The sequence below is a fragment of the Actinomadura rugatobispora genome, assembly GCF_055379765.1.
Genome location: NZ_AP029191.1, coordinates 148,341 through 166,876, shown reverse-complemented (window position 1 = coordinate 166,876; position 18,536 = coordinate 148,341). Strand labels below are relative to the sequence as shown.

Annotated in this window: 2 protein-coding genes and 1 pseudogene; all 3 read left to right on the top strand. The window is 74.6% G+C overall.

Annotation, left to right across the window (positions count from 1 at the left end; translation table 11 throughout):
• Positions 1-153: 153 nt before the first annotated feature.
• Positions 154-4,194: pseudogene (locus ACZ466_RS00640) on the top strand (acyltransferase domain-containing protein); the annotation flags it as partial.
• 694 nt (positions 4,195-4,888) lie between these two features.
• A complete protein-coding gene (locus ACZ466_RS00635) occupies positions 4,889-10,651 on the top strand; it encodes an SDR family NAD(P)-dependent oxidoreductase (RefSeq protein WP_464042628.1) in 5,763 nt (1,920 codons plus the stop codon).
• Positions 10,651-18,435, top strand: a complete 7,785-nt coding sequence (locus ACZ466_RS00630) for a type I polyketide synthase (RefSeq protein WP_464042626.1) — start codon at positions 10,651-10,653, stop codon at positions 18,433-18,435. The genes ACZ466_RS00635 and ACZ466_RS00630 overlap by 1 nt, the downstream gene beginning before the upstream one ends.
• The last annotated feature ends 101 nt before the right edge of the window (positions 18,436-18,536 follow it).

Below are 18,536 nucleotides of genomic sequence, written 5' to 3'. Positions count from 1 at the left end.
AGCCTTCGGTGCCCGCTCCGGGTGCGCTAGGGGTGCTGGTTTAGGGGGTCTTTTAGCTAGGTTCCCGATATGCATAAGGTTTCGCCCGGACTTCGTGACGCGCGGATGCGGTGTCCGGCGTCCCGGAGCGGGCGCCGGTAGCGGCGGAGTGCGATGACCAGCGAACCGCAAGGACAGACCCCGGTGCCCGTGCTGTGCGTGCTGTCGGCGCCGCGCCGGGAGGATCTCGCCGCGCGCGCGGCCGCCCTCCGCGACCTCGTGCTCGGGTCGCCGGACCTCGCCCTGCCCGATCTCGGCTACTCCCTCGCCGCCGCCGACCCCGGCGACCCCTTCCGCGCGGGCATCCTCGCCACCGATCGCGCGGAGCTGCTGGCCGCGCTGGAGGGGCTCGCCGCCGGGGCCGCCCCGGCCGGGACGACGGTGGGCACCGCGCTGCCGGACGCGCCCGTCGCGATGGTGTTCCCCGGCTCGGGCTCGGAGTGGCCGGCGATGGCCGCCGAGCTGCTCGCCTCCGCGCCGGTCTTCCGCGCCGAGGCCGAGGCGTTCGCCGCAGCGCTCGCACCGTATCTGGACTGGTCGGTCATGGACGTGCTGCGCGGTGTCCCCGGGGCGCCCGCGCTGGAGCGCCCCGAGATCATCCAGCCGACGCTGTGCGCGGTGATGGCCGGCCTCGGCGCCCTGTGGCGCTCGGCCGGCGTGGACCCGGCGGCGGTGGTCGGCTACAGCGTCGGCGAGGTCGTCTCCGCGTACGCCGTCGGCGGCCTGTCCGCCGGGGACGCGGCACGGGTGGTCGCCCGGTGGAGCCGGGAACAGGGGAGGTACTACGGCCAGGGCGAGATGGGCACGGTCGCGCTGTCGCCGGCCGACCTCGCCCCCTACCTCGCGGACCGTCCCGGAGAGCTGTTCGTCGCCGGGTTCAGCGGCCCGCACTCGACCGTGGTCACCGGTGAGCCGGACGCGGTGGCCGGGCTGCTGGCCCGGCTCGACGCCGCCGGGGTGTGGGCCAGGAGGCTGCCCGTCGGTGTCGCGGTGCATTCGCCGCAGATGGAGCAGATCCGTGAATCGACCCGTGCCGCGCTGGCCCCGCTCGCACCGCGGGCGTCCGCGATTCCGCGCTATTCCACGGTCACCGGTGACGTCCTGGACACCGCGCTTCTCGACGAGGATTACTGGCCGGACAATCTGTGCAGGCCCGTGCTGTTCGATTCGACGCTGCGGCGGATGCTGGAGCACGGATACCGGTTTTTCATCGAGGCGAGCCCGCGCCCGGTATTGACCTTGGCGATGCAGGACGCCTTCGAACAGAGCGGAATAGACGCCGTCGCCCTGGGCTCCCTGCTGAAAGGGCGCGGCGACCTCGCGCGTTTTCGCACGGCGGTGGCCGAGGCATATGTCGCGGGCGTCCCGATCGACTGGGACAGGCATTTCGCCGAATACGGCGCGCGCCGGGTGGAGTTCCCGGAACTCGGAGAACCCGGCGCCGGCGCGCCGCGTCCCGCGCCCGCCGTCACGGGCTTCGCCCAGCGGCTCGCGGGCCTGCCCGGGACCGAACGGGCACGCCTGGCCCAGGAGGTGATCGGTGCCGCGGCCACGGCGGTGCTCGGCCTGGACGGCTCCGTCCCGATGTCCCCGCGGACGTCCTTCCGCGACTTCGGCTTCGACTCGCTCACCGGCGTGCAGCTGCGCAACCGGCTCAACGAGGAGACGGGGCTGCGCCTCCCGGCGACCGCCGTCTTCGACCACGCGACCCCCGCCGCCCTCGCCGCGCACCTCCTCGACCTGCTGGAGGGCGAGGGCCGTCCCGCGGCCGACCCGCCCGCCGCGCCTGTCCCGCCCGGCCGCACCGACGAGCCGATCGCCATCATCGGCATGGCCTGCCGCTACCCCGGCGACATCGGATCGCCCGAGCGGCTCTGGCGGTTCCTGCTGGACGGCGGCGACGCCGTCTCGGACTGGCCCGCCGACCGCGGCTGGCCGCGCCCGCCGACGATCGGCGGCTCGGTCCCGCGCGGCGGCTTCCTCACCGCCCCCGGCGGCTTCGACGCCGCGTTCTTCGGGATCTCGCCGCGCGAGGCGGCGGCGATGGACCCGCAGCAGCGGCTGCTGCTGGAGACCTCGTGGGAGGCGTTCGAGGCGGCCGGGATCGACCCGCACGCGCTGCACGGCACCCGCACCGGCGTGTTCGCCGGGATGTCCAGCCGCGACTACGCCGGCGACCTGGTGAACACCCCCGAGTCCGCGCGGGGCCACCTGCTGACCGGCAACCTCATGAGCGTCGCCTCGGGGCGGGTGGCCTACACCTTCGGCCTCGAAGGGCCCGCGGTGACGGTCGACACGGCGTGCTCGTCGTCGCTGGTGGCGCTGCACCTGGCCGCGCAGTCGCTGCGCTCCGGCGAATGCTCCCTCGCGCTGGCCGGCGGCGTGACGGTGATGGCCGGCCCGTTCCTCATCCTGGAGTTCATCCGGCAGGGCGGACTGGCGGCGGACGGCCGGTGCAAGGCGTTCGCCGCGGCGGCGGACGGGACGGGCCTCGGCGAAGGCGTCGGCGTCCTGGTCCTGAAGCGGCTCGCCGACGCGCGGCGGGACGGCGACCGCGTCCTGGCGGTGGTCCGCGGCAGCGCGGTCAACCAGGACGGCGCCTCCAACGGGCTGAGCGCGCCGAGCATGTCGGCGCAGCGGCGGGTGGTGCTCGAAGCGCTGGCCGGCGCCGGGCTGGCGGCGGCCGACGTGGACGCCGTCGAGGCGCACGGCACCGGGACCGTGCTCGGCGACCCGATCGAGGCGCAGGCCCTCATCGCCGCCTACGGCCGGGACCGCGACCGCCCGCTGCTGCTCGGGTCGCTGAAGTCCAACATCGGGCACGCCCAGGCGGCGGCCGGGGTGGGCGGCGTGATCAAGATGGTGCTGGCGATGCGGCACGGCGTGCTGCCGAGGACCCTGCACGTGGACGAGCCGACGCCGCACGTCGACTGGCCGGCGGACGGCGTCCGGCTGCTGACCGAGCCGGCGCCGTGGCCCGAGACCGGACGGCCGCGCCGCGCCGGTGTGTCCTCGTTCGGGATCAGCGGCACCAACGCGCACGTGATCCTGGAGCAGGCCCCCGAGGAGGCGCCGCCAGGACCGGCCTCCGAGCCGGAACCGGTTCCGCTGCCGCTGTCCGCGGCCACCGGGCGCGCGCTGCGCGATCAGGCGGGCCGGATGGCGGCGTTCATGCGGGAGAACCCCGGCGCGGAGCTGCGCGACATCGGGTTCTCGCTGGCCCGCCGGGCGCCGCTGGCGCACCGCGCGCTGATCGTCGGGCGGGAGCGGGAGGACGCCGTATCCGCCCTGACGGCCCTGGCCGAGGGCGCGAGCACCCTGCCCCCGGCCGCCGAGGACGGCGGCCGCCTGGCGGTGGTGTTCTCCGGTCAGGGCTCGGAGCGTGTGGGGATGGGCCGGGAGCTGTATGAGGGTTTTGATGTTTTCCGTGAGGCTTTCGATGAGGTGTGCGGGGTTGCGGATGGGCTGATCGGCTGTTCGCTGCGGGATGCGGTGTTCGACGGTGCCGGTGTCGGCGGGACGTTGTTCGCTCAGCTTGGGTTGTTCGCCTTTGAGGTGGCGTTGTTCCGTTTGGTGCGGTCGTGGGGTGTGGCGGTCGACGTGGTGCTGGGTCATTCGTTGGGGGAGATCGTTGCCGCGTATGTGGCGGGTGTTTTTGATCTGGCGGACGCGGTGCGTCTGGTGGTGGCGCGTGGTCGGCTGATGGAGGGTGCGGCGCCCGGGGTGATGGCCGCGGTGGGGGCGCCGGAGTCGGAGGCGCGCGGGTTGTTGCTGGATGGGGTGGAGATCGCGGCGGTGAACGGGCCGGAGGCGGTGGTGCTCTCCGGTGATGAGGATGCGGTCGGCCGGGTGGTGGAGCGCGCGGCGGGGTTGGGGCGTCGGGTGCGTTGGTTGCCGGTCGGGCATGGTTTCCATTCGTTCTTGATGGAGCCGGTGCTGGCGGATTTCGGGCGGGCGATCGAGGGTGTGGAGTTTCGTCGTCCGGAATTGACGCTGGTTTCCAATGTGACCGGCGGGGTCGTGGCCGATGAAGTAGGCAGTGCCGAGTATTGGGTGCGGCATGTGCGGGAGACGGTGCGGTTCGCCGACGGTGTCACCGCTGCTGTCGATGCCGGGGTGACCGGTTTCCTGGAATTGGGACCGGACGGTTCGCTGACTTCGCTGGTGCAGGGTGTCGTGCCCGGCGGGGTGGTCGCCACCGCGGCTCAGCGGCGCGGCCGGCCGGAGGCCGCCACCCTGCTGGACGCCGTCGCCGCCCAGTACGCCCACGGCCTGACCGTTGGCTGGCGCGACTACTACGGCGGCACGGGCCGACTCCTCGACCTCCCCTCCTACCCCTTCCAGCACGAGCACTACTGGCTGGAGAGGCTCCGGCCGGACGGCGGGTCCCCGTCCCCGGAATCAAGAACGGACGCGTGGTGCTACCGGGAAGCCTGGCGGCCCGTCCCCGCGTCCAGCCGCGCGCTGTCCGGCACCTGGCTGGCGGTACTGCCGGACGGTGAGGAGGACCAGGAGCCGTGGGCCGCCGTGCTGGACGCCCTGCGATCCTCCGCCGAGATCGTGACCACCGGGTGGGACCCCGCGATGGGACGCGGCGAACTCGCCGAGCGGCTGCGCGCCCTGCCCGCGGTGGACGGGGTCGTGTCCCTGCTGGCCATGGACGAGCGCCCGCACCCCGCCCACGGCGCCGTGCCCCGAGGTCTGGCCGGGACGCTCGCGGTGCTCCAGGCGCTGGGGGGACGCGGGCGTCGAGGCGCCGCTGTGGTGCGTGACGTCCGGGGCGGTCGCGACCGGCCCGGACGACACCGAGGTCAACCCGGCCCAGACCCAGAGTTGGGGTCTGGGCCGCGTGGCCGCCCTCGAACACCCGCGCCGCTGGGGCGGACTGGCCGACCTGCCCGCCGAGCCCGGCGAGCGGGACCTGCGCGCACTGGGCGGCGTGCTGGGTGGCGCGGGTGGCGAGGACCAGGTCGCGATCCGCGGCACCGGAGTCCTGGCCCGCCGCCTCGTCCGGGCCGTGCCGCCCGCGGCCGAACCCGCCTGGCAGCCGTCCGGGACGGTGCTCATCACCGGCGGCACCGGCGGCCTGGGCGCGCATCTGGCGCGCTGGGCCGTCCGCTGCGGCGCCGGGCACGTCGTGCTGCTGAGCCGTCGCGGCCCGGCCGCCCCGGGGGCCGCGGCCCTGACCGCGGAGCTGGAGGAGACCGGTGCCGCCGTGACCGTCGTGGCCTGCGACGTCGCCGATCGCGCGGCCGTGGCCGGGGTGCTGGCAGACCTGCCCGAGCTGACCGCCGTCCTGCACGCCGCGGGCGTGGCGGAGTTCGGCGCGCTGGACGAGCTGACCGCCGGTGGCCTGGCCGCGGCGACCGCCGCCAAGGTCGCCGGGGCGCGGCACCTGGACGAACTGACCGCCGGCCGCCCGCTCGAACGGTTCGTGCTGTTCTCGTCGGGCGCGGCGGCCTGGGGCGGCGGGACGCAGGGCGCCTACGCCGCCGGCAACGCCCACCTGGACGGCCTGGCCGCGCGGCGGCGCGCGCGGGGCCTGCCCGCCACCTGCGTGGACTGGGGAAGCTGGGCCGGCGACGGGATGATCGCGCAGGGGGACCTGGACGCGGCCCTGGCCCGTAACGGCCTGCGCGCCATGGACCCCGGCCTCGCGCTCGGCGTGCTGCACCGGGTGCTCGGCGCGGACGCCGCGCACCTCGTGGTCGCCGACATCGACTGGGAGCGTTTCGCCGCGGCCTTCACCAGCTCCCGCCCGAGCCCCCTGATCGGCGACCTGCCCGAGGCCCGCGCCGCGCGCCGCGACCCCGGCGCGGACGAAGGCGCCGCCGCCTGGCGGCAGGAGATGTCCGGCCTGCCCGAGCCCGCCCGCCGCGCCGCGATCGGCGCGGCGGTCCTGGCCGAGACGAGTGCGACGCTCGCCTACACCTCCGCCGACGCGGTCGACGGCTCCCGGTCCTTCAAAGACCTCGGCTTCGACTCCCTGATGTCCGTGGAACTGCGCAACCGCCTCGCCACGGCCACCGGGATGGAGATCCCGGCCACGCTGGTCTTCGACCATCCGACGCCGCGCGCGGTCGCGGAGTACCTGGACGCGCGGGTGTCCGGCGCACGGGCGGCGCCCGGCGCCGTGCGGGCGCGCGCGGAGGGCGAGCAGATCGCGATCGTGGGTATGGCGTGCCGGCTGCCCGGCGGGGTCACCTCTCCGGACGGTCTGTGGGAGATGCTGTCCGACGGACGGGACGCGATCGGCGACTTCCCCGCCGATCGCGGGTGGGACGTGCCGGACCTCGGGCGGGCGGCGCGCGGCGGCTTCCTCGCGGACGCGGCCGGTTTCGACGCGGAGCTGTTCGGGATCTCGCCGCGCGAGGCGGCGGCGATGGACCCGCAGCAGCGGCTGCTGCTGGAGACCTCCTGGGAACTGTTCGAGCGGGCCGGCATCGACCCGCTCTCCCTGCGCGGCAGCCAGACCGGCGTGTTCGCCGGGGGCAACAGCCAGGACTGGGCGGCGCTGACCCACACGACCGGCGACGAGCCGTCCGGCTACGCGCTCACCGGCGGCTCCGGGAGCGTGCTGTCCGGCCGTGTCGCCTACGTGTTCGGCCTGGAAGGGCCCGCGGTGACGGTGGACACGGCGTGTTCGTCGTCGCTGGTGGGCCTGCATCTGGCGGCGCAGTCGCTGCGGTCGGGTGAGTGCGATCTGGCGTTGGCGGGCGGGGTGACGGTGATGGCGACGCCCGCCGCGTTCATGGAGTTCGCCCGGCAGGGCGGCCTGTCGGGCGACGGCCGCTGCAAGCCGTTCGCGGCCGCCGCCGACGGCACCGGATGGGCCGAGGGCGCCGGCCTGGTGCTGCTCGAACGCCTCCCCGACGCCGTGCGCAACGGCAGGCGGATCCTGGGGATCCTGCGCGGCTCCGCCGTCAACCAGGACGGCGCGTCCAACGGCCTGACGGCACCGAACGGGTTGTCGCAGCAGCGGGTGATCCGGTCGGCGCTGGCGGGCGCCGGGCTGTCCGCCGCCGACGTGGACGTGGTCGAGGCGCACGGCACCGGGACCGTGCTCGGCGACCCCATCGAGGCGCAGGCGCTGCTCGCCACCTACGGGCAGGACGAGCGCGAGCGGCCGGTGCTGCTCGGCTCGCTGAAGTCGAACATCGGGCACACCCAGGCGGCCGCCGGGGTCGCCGGCGTGATCAAGATGGTCCTCGCCCTGCGGCACGGTGTGGTCCCGGCGTCGCTGCACGTGGACGAGCCGACGCCGCACGTGGACTGGACCGGCGGCGCCGTCGAGGTGGTCACCGGGCCGCGGCCGCTGCCCGCGCTCGACCGCCCCTGGCGGGCCGCCGTGTCGTCGTTCGGGATCAGCGGCACCAACGCGCACGTGACCATCGAACAGGCGTCCCCGGCCCCGCCCGCCGAACCCGCGACGCCTTCCGCGGACGGCCTGCCGCTGGCGTTCGTCGTCTCCGGCAAGTCGGACGAGGCGCTGCGCGCGCAGGCGGCGCGGCTGCGCGAGTTCCTCGCCGACCGCCCCTCCCTCGGCCAGGCCGACGTGGCGTGGACGCTGGCGTCGGCACGCGCGGAGCTGGAGCACCGCGCGGTGGTGGTGGCCGCGACCCGCGGCGAGCTGCTGGCCGGACTCGACCGGATCGGCGCCACGTCCCCGGCGGTCCGCGATGCCCGGCTGGCGGTGGTGTTCTCGGGGCAGGGGTCGGAGCGCGTGGGGATGGGGCGGGAGCTGTATGAGGCTTTCGATGTCTTTCGCGAGGCTTTCGATGAGGTGTGCGGGGTCGCGGATGGGCTGATCGGTTGCTCGTTGCGGGATGCGGTGTTCGACGGTGCCGGTGATGGGACGTTGTTCGCCCAGCTCGGGCTGTTCGCTTTCGAGGTGGCGTTGTTTCGTCTGGTGCGTTCGTGGGGTGTTCACGTTGATGTGGTGTTGGGCCATTCCTTGGGGGAGATCGTCGCCGCGCACGTGGCCGGTGTCTTCGACGTGGTGGACGCGGTGCGTCTGGTGGTGGCGCGTGGGCGGTTGATGGAGGGTGCGGCGCCTGGGGTGATGGCCGCGGTGGGTGCGTCGGAGTCGGAAGTAGGCGGCTTGCTGGTGGCCGGTGCGGAGATCGCGGCGGTCAACGGGCCGGAGGCGGTGGTGGTCTCCGGTGATGAGGACGCCGTGGGTCGAGTGGTGGAGCGGGTGGCGGAACGGGGACACCGGGTGCGGCGGTTGCCGGTCGGCCATGGTTTCCATTCGTTCTTGATGGAGTCGATGTTGGAGGAGTTCGGGCGGGCGATCGAGGGTGTGGAGTTCCGCCGGCCGGATCTGGAATTGATCTCGAACGTGACCGGTGGGGCCGTGGCTGATGAGGTATGCGGTGCTGAGTATTGGGTGCGGCATGTGCGGGAGACGGTGCGGTTCGCCGACGGTGTGACCGCTGCACTCGCTACCGGGGTGACCGGTTTCCTGGAATTGGGTCCGGACGGCTCGCTGACCTCACTGGTGCAGGGTGTCGTGCCTGGCGGGGTGGTCGCCACCGCGGCTCAGCGGCGCGGCCGGCCGGAGGCCGCCACGCTGCTGGACGCCGTCGCCGCCCAGTACACCCGCGGTGTCCCGGTCGACTGGACGCGCCATCTCCCCGGCGCACCGCGCTCGGTCGAACTGCCGACCTACGCCTTCCAGCACCGCCGCTACTGGCCGTCCCCGGCGCGACCGGCCGCGCCCGATCCCGGCGCGATCGTGCGGGAGGCACTGCTCACCACCGACTGGGTCCCGGTGCAGGCCGAGGAGAGCCCCGGTTCGCCGCGCCACCTCGTCGCCGTCGGCGATCCGTCCCCGGCGGCCGGGCCGGTCATCGAGACCTTCCCGGACCTGGCGAAACTGGCCGATGCCATCGCGGACGGCCTCCCCCGGCCCGACGCCGTGCTCGCCCACATCGCCCCCGGCGCGCACGACGACGTCCCGGCGGGAGTGCGCGCGGCCGCCGGGCAGGCGCTCGCCCTGATCCAGGCGCTGCTGGACGAGCCCCGGCTCGCGGGCACCGCCCTGGCACTGGTCGTCCCGGACCCCGGCCCCGGCCCGGCCGACATGATCGGCACCGCCGTCCGGGGGCTGGTGCGCGCCGCGCAGGCCGAGCACCCGGGACGGTTCGTGCTGCTGGTCCCCGACGGGCGGCCGCTCACCGGCGCGGGGCTGGCCGAGGCGCTGGCCACCGGCGAACCCGAGATCGCCGTCCGGGACGGGCGCCCGCACGCACGCCGCCTGGTCCGCGCGCCGGCGACGGCGCCGCAGGATCCGACGCCGCTCGACCCGCGGGGCACGGTCCTGGTCACCGGCGCCACCGGCGGCCTTGGCCGGATCATCGCCCGGCACCTGGCCGCCCACCGCGGGGCCCGGCGGCTGCTGCTGGCGAGCAGGACGGGCAGGGACGCCCCGGACGCCGCCCGTTTGGAGGCCGACCTGCGCGAACTGGGCGCCGACGTCGAATTCGCCCGCTGCGACGTCGGCGACAGGTCCGCGCTGGCAGAGCTGCTCGCGGCGATCCCAGGCGAACACCCCCTGACGGGTGTCGTCCACGTGGCGGGCGTGCTGGACGACGGGACCGTCCAGGCGCTCCACCCGGACCGGCTGGACCGAGTGCTGCGCCCCAAGGCCGACGCCGCCTGGCACCTGCACGAGCTGACCCGCGACCTCGACCTCGAACTGTTCGTGCTGTTCTCCTCGGCCGCCGCCGCCATCGGCGTGCCCGGCCAGGGCAACTACCTGGTGGCCAACGCGTTCCTCGACGCGCTGGCCCGGCACCGCCACGCCGCGGGGCTGCCCGCGACCGCGCTGGCCTGGGGGCCGTGGACGGGGTCGGGCGGCATGACCGGCACGCTCGACGATGTCCAGCTGCGCAGGCTCGCGCGGCTCGGCGCGCAGACGCTCACCGAGACCCAGGGCACGGCGCTGTTCGACGCGGCCCTCAGCTCGGGGCTGCCGTACCTCGTGCCGCTCCGGCCGTCCCCGGCCCGGCCCGGCGACGCCGTCCCGCCGGTCTTCCGCGCGCTGCTCGGCGACGCCGCCGGGCCCGCGCCCCGCCCGGCGGAGCCGTTCGCGGAGCGGCTGGCAGCGATGCCCCCCGAACGGCGGCTCCCGGCCGTGGTCGACCTCGTGCGGGAGAGCGTCGCGGCCGTCCTCGTCCACACCGACCCCGGCGCGATCCGGGAGGACCGGCCGTTCGCCGAGCTGGGCTTCGACTCCCTGACCGCGGTCGAACTGCGGAACCGGCTCGCCGCGCGCACCGGCCTCGTGCTGCCCGGCGGCCTGGTGTTCGACTACCCGTCGGCCGCCGCGCTGGCCGAGTACCTGGCGGACCGGCTGGCGCCGGAGGAGACGGCGGCCGCGCGCGTGCTGCGCGGGATCGTCGGCATCGAGGCGGACCTGGCCGCCGTCGGCACGGCCGACGAGTCCTACCCGGAGATCTCCGCGCGGCTCCGCGCCCTGGCGCACGGGCTGGCGCGCGAACGGTCCGGTCCCGGGCCGGACGGGCCGCCGGAGCAGGAGATCCTCGCCACGACGTCGGCGGCCGAGGTGCTCGACTTCATCGATCGCGAGTTCGGAGAGCTGGGCTAGTGGAGAACCAGGACAAGATCGTCGAGTATCTGAAGAAGGTCACCGCCGAGCTCCAGCGGACCCGGCGGCGGCTCCACGACGTCGAGTCCGAACGCACCGAGCCGATCGCCGTCGTCGCGATGGGATGCCGCCTGCCGGGCGGCGTGTCCTCACCGGAGGACCTGTGGGACCTGCTCGTCGACGGGACCGACGCGCTCACCGGGTTCCCCGCCGACCGCTGGGACGTCGACGAGGTCCACGACCCGTCCCGGTCGCGACCGGGCACCAGCCACACGGACGTGGGCGGGTTCCTCCGCGACGCCGCGGGGTTCGACGCCGCGCTGTTCGGGATCTCCCCGCGCGAGGCCCTGGCCATGGACCCGCAGCAGCGGATCCTGCTGGAGACCGCGTGGGAGACGTTCGAACGGGCGGGGATCGACCCGCTGTCGGTCAAGGGCGGCCGCACCGGGCTCTTCATCGGCACCAACGGCCAGGACTACCGCGACCTGACCCGGGAGGCCGGCGCGGCGAACCCGCACGCGGTGATCGGCAGCGCCGGCAGCGTCCTGTCCGGCCGCGCCGCGTACGTGTTCGGCCTCCAAGGTCCCGCGGTGACCGTCGACACGGCGTGCTCGGCGTCCCTGGTCGGGGTGCATCTGGCCGCGCAGGCGCTGCGGGCGGGGGAATGCGATCTGGCGCTGGCGGGCGGGGTGACGGTGATGTCGACGCCCGCCGCGTTCGTGGAGTTCTCCCGGCAGGGCGGCCTGGCGGAGGACGGCCGCTGCAAGCCGTTCGCGGCCGCCGCGGACGGCACCGGCTGGGGCGAGGGCATCGGCCTGCTGCTGCTGGAGCGGCTCTCGGCCGCCGAACGCCACGGGCGGCCGATCCTCGGCCTCATCCGGGGGTCCGCGGTCAACCAGGACGGCGCGTCCAACGGCCTGACCGCGCCGAACGGGGTGGCGCAGCGGCGGGTGATCCGGGCGGCGCTGGCCGGCGCCGGGCTGTCCGCCGCCGACGTGGACGTGGTCGAGGCGCACGGCACCGGCACCCGGCTCGGCGACCCGATCGAGGCGGAGGCGCTGCTGGCGACCTACGGCCAGGGCCGCCCGCGGCCGCTGCTGCTCGGATCGATCAAGTCGAACATCGGGCACACCCAGGCGGCCGCCGGGGTCGCCGGTGTGATCAAGATGCTGCTCGCCCTGCGGCACGGCGTGGTCCCGGCGTCGCTGCACGCGGCCGAGCCGACCCCGCGCGTGGACTGGTCCGGCGGTGCCGTCGAGCTGGCGGCCGGGGCGCGCGAGCTGCCCGCGCTGGACCGGCCGTGGCGGGCCGGGGTGTCGTCCTTCGGGGTGAGCGGGACGAACGCGCACGTGATCGTGGAGCAGGCGCCGCCGGACACGGACCAGGATCCGGCCCCGGAGCCCGTCGGGGACCCGCGGGTCTCGCCGTTCCCGGTGTCGGGGAACTCGGCCGCGGCGCTGCGGGCGCAGTCGGCGCGGCTGCGGGAGTTCCTGCTGGCCGACCCCGGGGTCGGGATGCGGGACCTGTCCTGGTCGCTCGTGACGTCCCGGGCCGCGCTGGACCACCGCGCCGTGGTCGTCGCGGAGGACCGGGAGGAGCTGCTGTCCGGCCTCGCGGACATCGCCGCCGGCGAGCCCGGCGGCGGGGCGATCGGGGGCGTGGCCCGCGGCGGTGGTGGCAGGACGGTGTTCGTGTTCCCCGGGCAGGGCTCGCAGTGGACCGGCATGGGACGCGGCCTGCTGGCCTCGACACCGGTGTTCGCGGCCCGCATGGCCGAGTGCGCGGAGGTGCTGGACCCCCTGACCGGCTGGTCGCTGATCGACGCCCTGGACGACGCCGACGCGCTGAGCCGGGTCGACGTCGTGCAGCCCGCGACGTTCGCCGTGATGGTGTCCCTGGCCGCGGTGTGGGAGTCGTGCGGGATCACGCCGGACGCGGTCGTCGGCCACTCGCAGGGTGAGGTCGCCGCGGCGGTGGTGGGCGGCTGGCTCAGCCTGGAGGCGGGCGCCCGCGTCGTGCTGGAGCGCAGCCGCGTCGTGGGACGGGTGCTGTCCGGTGTGGGCGGCATGGTGTCCGCCGCGCTGCCGGAACACGAGGCCGAGACGATGCTCGCCGACCATCCGGGGCTCTCGGTGGCGGCCGTGAACGGCCCGAACGCGGTCGTGGTCGCCGGCGAGCGCACCGCCCTGGCCGGCTTCGTGGCCGCGTGCGGGGAACGCCAGATCCGGGCGCGCTGGATCGACGTGGACTACGCGTCGCACTCCGTCCAGGTGGACGCCGTTCTGGAGGAACTGCGCGACGTCCTGGGCGGGCTCCCGTTGTCCGGCGCCGGGGCCGTGCCGATGATGTCGTCCGTCACCGCCGACTGGGTGAGCGCGGGGGAGCTGGACGGCGGTTACTGGATCCGCAACCTGCGCGGCAAGGTCCGCTTCCACGACGCGACGCGGGCCCTGCTGGACGGAGGCCACCGCCGGTTCGTGGAGGTCAGCGCCCACCCCGTCCTCAGCCTGAGCCTGGAGAGCACGGGCGAGGCGTCCGGCACCGCCGCGACCGTGCTCGCGACGCTGCGCCGCGACGACGGCGGGCACGGCCGCCTGCTGCGCGCGCTCGCCGAAGCCTGGACGGCCGGGCTGCCCGTGACCTGGCCCATTCCCGCCGGCCGCCGGATCGACCTGCCGACCTACGCCTTCCAGCGCGACGCCTACTGGATCGGCCGGGCGGGCGCACCCGTCCCCGCCATGCCCGTCCCCGACGAGGGCGACACCGACCCGGCGGCGATCCCGTCGCAGTGGCAGGGCCTCACCGGCGGCGAACGCCGGGCACGGTTGCTCGACCTCGTCCGCAGGCAGGCCGCGGACGTGCTCGGCCACGCGTCACCGGCGGACATCCCCGTGGACCAGGCGTTCAAGGACATGGGATTCGAATCCCTCACCGCGGTGGACTTCCGCAAGCGCCTGGCCGCCGCCATCGGAATGGACCTGCCGGTCACGCTGGTGTTCGACCACCCGACCCCGGCCGAGCTGGTGAAGCACGTGGACGCCGGGCTCACCGGCCGGGACGGGCGGGCGGACGACCCCGGACGCCGTGCCGCGACCGGGGAGCCCATCGCGATCGTGTCCATGGCGTGCCACTTTCCGGGCGGTGCCGGCTCGCCCGAGGACCTGTGGCGTCTGGTGTCCACCGGCACCGACGCCATCACCGGGTTCCCCACCGACCGGGGCTGGGACGTGAGCGGGCTCTTCGAGCCGGGCACGTCGGTCGCCCACAGGGGCGGCTTCCTCGACGACGCGGGCGGCTTCGACGCCGGGCTGTTCGGGATCTCGCCGGACGAGGCCCTGGTGATGGATCCGCAGCAGCGGCTGCTGCTGGAGACGTCGTGGGAGCTGTTCGAGCGGGCCGGGATCGACCCGTCCTCGCTGAAGGGCAGCCGGACCGGGGTCTTCGCCGGCATGTCCGGGCGGGACTACGCGGGATCGGACGCCGACATCCCGGAATCCGCCACCGGATACACCCTCACCGGCAGTGTCGGCAGCGTCCTGTCAGGTCGCCTGTCGTATGTGTTCGGGTTGGTGGGGCCTGCGGTGACGGTGGACACGGCGTGTTCGTCGTCGCTGGTGGGCCTGCATCTTGCGGTGCAGTCGTTGCGGTCGGGTGAGTGCGATCTGGCGCTGGCGGGCGGCGTGACGGTGATGGCGACGCCCGCCGCGTTCGTGGAGTTTTCCCGGCAGGGCGGGTTGGCGGCGGATGGGCGCTGCAAGCCGTTCGCGGCGGGCGCGGATGGCACGGGCTGGGGCGAAGGTGCGGGGTTGGTGCTGCTGGAGCGTTTGTCGGACGCCGAGCGCAACGGCCATCGGATCCTGGGGATCGTGCGCGGCACGGCGGTGAATCAGGACGGTGCGTCCAACGGTTTGACGGCACCGAATGGTCTGTCGCAGCAGCGGGTGATCGGTGCGGCGCTGGCGAGCGCGGGCCTGTCGGCCGGTGACGTGGACGTGGTGGAGGCGCACGGCACCGGGACGACTCTCGGCGATCCGATCGAGGCGCAGGCGGTCTTGGCGACCTATGGCCAGGAGCGCGACCGTCCGGTGTTGCTGGGGTCGGTGAAGTCGAACATCGGTCACACGCAGGCGGCGGCCGGGGTCGCCGGTGTGATCAAGATGGTGCTGGCGCTGCGGCACGGTGTCGTTCCGGCGTCGCTGCATCTGGACGACCCGTCCCCGCACGTGGACTGGACCACGGGCAACGTCCAGCTCACCGACGTGAACAGCCCGCTGCCCGAGGTGAAGCGGCCCTGGCGTGCCGGGATCTCGGCGTTCGGGGTCAGCGGGACCAACGCCCACGTCATCGTCGAACAGGCACCCGAGGAGTCCCGCGGCGCCTCGGCGGGATCCACCGAGGACGCCGCCCTTCCGTTCCTCGTGTCGGCGAAGTCCGACGAGGCGGTGCGCGCCCAGGCCGCACGGTTGCGGGACTTCCTGGAGCAGCGCCCGGACGTCGCACTCGGGGATGTGGCGCGCTCGCTGGTGTCGGCGCGGGCGGCGCTGGAGCGGCGGGCGGTGGTGGTCGCGGCGGGACACGACGAACTGCTCGCAGGTCTCGCGGCCCTGGCGGACGGCACGGCGGCGGCGAACGTGACGACCGGCACGGCCCGGAGCGGCGGCCGGCTGGCGGTGGTGTTCTCAGGTCAGGGGTCGGAACGTGTGGGGATGGGGCGAGAACTATATGAGGCGTTCGACGTCTTTCGTGAGGCTTTTGATGAGGTGTGCGGGGTCGCGGATGCGTTGATCGGTTGTTCGTTGCGGGATGCGGTGTTCGAGGGGGGAGGTGATGTGACTGGGACGTTGTCTGCCCAGCTTGGTTTGTTCGCGTTTGAAGTGGCGTTGTTTCGTTTGGTGTGTTCGTGGGGCGTCGAGGTCGACGCGGTGATGGGTCATTCGTTGGGGGAGATCGTTGCTGCGCATGTCGCCGGTGTTTTCAACTTGTCGGATGCCGTGGGTTTGGTGGTGGCTCGTGGCCGGTTGATGGGTGATGCAGGGCCTGGGGCGATGGCCGCGTTGGAGGCGTCGGAGTCCGAGGTGGGCGGGTTGCTGGTGGACGGGGTGGAGATCGCGGCGGTGAACGGGCCGGAGGCGGTGGTGGTCTCCGGCGATGAGAGTGCGGTGGGCACGGTGCTGGATCGGGTGGCGGAGCGCGGGCGCCGGGTGCGGCGGTTGCCGGTCGGGCATGGTTTTCATTCGTTCTTGATGGAGCCGGTGCTGGCCGATTTCGGGCGGGCGATCGAGGGTGTGGAGTTTCGTCGCCCGGAATTGACGTTGATTTCCAATGTGACCGGCGGGGTCGTGGCTGATGAAGTAGGCAGTGCCGAGTATTGGGTGCGGCATGTGCGGGAGACGGTGCGGTTCGCCGATGGCGTGTCCGCTGCCGTCGATGCCGGGGTGACCGGTTTCCTGGAACTGGGTCCGGACGGTTCGCTGACCTCGCTGGTGCGCGGCCGGGGTGACGAGGGGGTGATCGCTGCGGCGGGCCTGCGCCGCGAGCGCCCGGAGACCGCCACGCTGCTGGGGGCCGTCGCCGCGCTGCACGTCCACGGTCTGCGGACCGACTGGCGCCGGTACTTCACCGGGCCGTCGCGGCCGGTGGATCTGCCGACCTACCCCTTCCAGCGCCGGCGCTACTGGCTGGAGGCGAAACGGCCCGCCGGGCCCGCCGGGAACGACGCGCGCTTCTGGGAGCTGGTGCACGGCGCCGACGCCGACGCTGTCGCCGCCGAACTGGACGTGGACCCCGGGCAGCCGCTGCGCGAGGTGCTGCCCGCCGTGGCGCGCTGGCAGCGCAGGCACGCGCTGGAGAGCGCCGTCGGGCGGCACTGCTACCAGGTCTCCTGGGCGCCGTTCACCGGCCCGGACGCCGAGGCGCGGGAAGCCGTGTTCCTGCTCGTGGTCCCGGCGGGCGACGCGCGGGCCGAACGCCTCGCGGCTTTGTTCGCGGACCTGCCCAGCGTGGTGGCCGTGCCGCTGGCCGTCGGCGGCGATGACCGCGCCGCCCTCGCCGAACGGCTCCGGCGGATCCCCGGCTCCGTCACCGCCGTGCTCTCGCTGCTCGCGCTGGCCGAGGAACCAGTGGCGGGAAGCCCCGCCGTGCCGATGGGGCTGCGCGCCACCGTGACGCTCGTCCAGGCCCTCGGCGAGAGCGGAGTGCGGGCACCGCTGTGGTGCCTCACCCAGGACGCGGTCGCGGCCGCCGCCGGGGACCGGGTCGCGGGCACCCGGCAGGCGACGGTCTGGGGACTCGGGGCCGTCCTCGCCCTGGAACAGCCGGAGCGCTGGGGCGGCCTGGTCGACCTCCCGGCGGAGGTGACGCCGGACGCGGCGGCGGCCGCCGTCCGCGCGGTGCTGGCCCCCGGCGGCGAGGACCAGCTCGCCGTGCGGGACGCCGGCGTGCTGGCCCGGCGGCTGCTCCCGGCGCCCGCCCCGGCGGCGGCGCCGTTGTGGCGGCCGCGCGGGACCACCCTCATCACCGGCGGCACCGGTGCGCTCGGCGCGCACGTGGCGCGCCACCTCGCGGCACAGGGGGCAGAGCACCTGGTGCTGGCCGGCAGGCAGGGCCTGGACGCGCCGGGCGCGGGGGAGCTGCGGGCCGAGCTCACCGCTCTGGGCGCGCGGGTGACGGTCGTCTCGTGCGACGTCGCGGACCGGGACGCGCTCGCCCGCCTGATCGGCGGCCTCCCCGCCGAGCACCCGCTGACCACGGTCGTGCACGCGGCGGGCGCGCTGGACGACGCCGCGGCCGACGCGCTGACCGTCGAGCAGATGGACCGCGCGCTGCGGGCCAAGCTGCTCGGCGCGCGGCACCTGCACGAGCTGACCCGGTCCCTGGACCTGTCGGCGTTCGTGCTGTTCTCGTCGGCGGGCGCGACCGTCGGAGCCTTGGGACAGGCGAACTACGCGCCCGGCAACGCGTTCCTCGACGCGCTGGCGGCGCACCGGCGGGCGGCCGGGCTGCCCGCGACGTCGATCGCCTGGGGGCCATGGCGGGGCGAGGGCATGGCGGGCGCGCTCCGCAAGGTCGACGAGGTGCAGGGCGTCTTCCAGCTCGATCCGGACGCCGCGCTGCTCGCGCTGCGCCGGGCGCTCGCCCAGGACGAGGCATTCCTCCTGGTCGCCGACATGGACTGGCGGCGCTACCAGGCGACGGCGGGGGCGAGCAGGCCCGGCCTGCTGCTGCGCGACCTCGTCGCCGAGCCCGCGCCCGAGTCCGGGCGGGCATCGGCGTCCACGTTCCGGGACCGGTTCGACGCGGCGTCCCCCGGCGAGCGGGAAAGGATGCTGAGCGACCTCGTGCGCACCCAGGTGGCGGCGGTGCTGGGACCGAACGCCCCCGCGTCCCTCGACGGCGCCCGCCCGTTCCGCGATCTGGGGTTCGACTCGCTCGCCGCGATCGAACTGCGGAACAGGCTGACCATGGAGACCGGGCTGAAACTGCCGCCGGCACTCGCATTCGAACAACCGAATCCGAGCGCACTCGCGGAATTCCTGCATGAGCGGCTCGGCGGGACGGAAACGGCCGATCCGGAACCGGAACCCGTCCTCGGACAACTGTCCAGGCTGGAATCGTCGCTGGCGGCCGTGGCCGACGAAGAATTGCGGGTGACCGTCGCGGCCAGGCTCCGTGCGCTCGCCGCGCGGTTCGACGCCGTGGAGCCGGCGTCCGCGCTGGCGAAACTGGCCACGGGAAGTGACGATGACCTGCTCGATTTCATCCGGACGGAGCTGCGCGGCACCTGACCGGTCTGGGGTTGGCTAGGGGTTGCCGGCAAGGGTGGGCGCGTCCATAACCTGTGAACCGCCGAGACTTGCGGTGTTCCGCCAAAGCCATTGAAACGTCA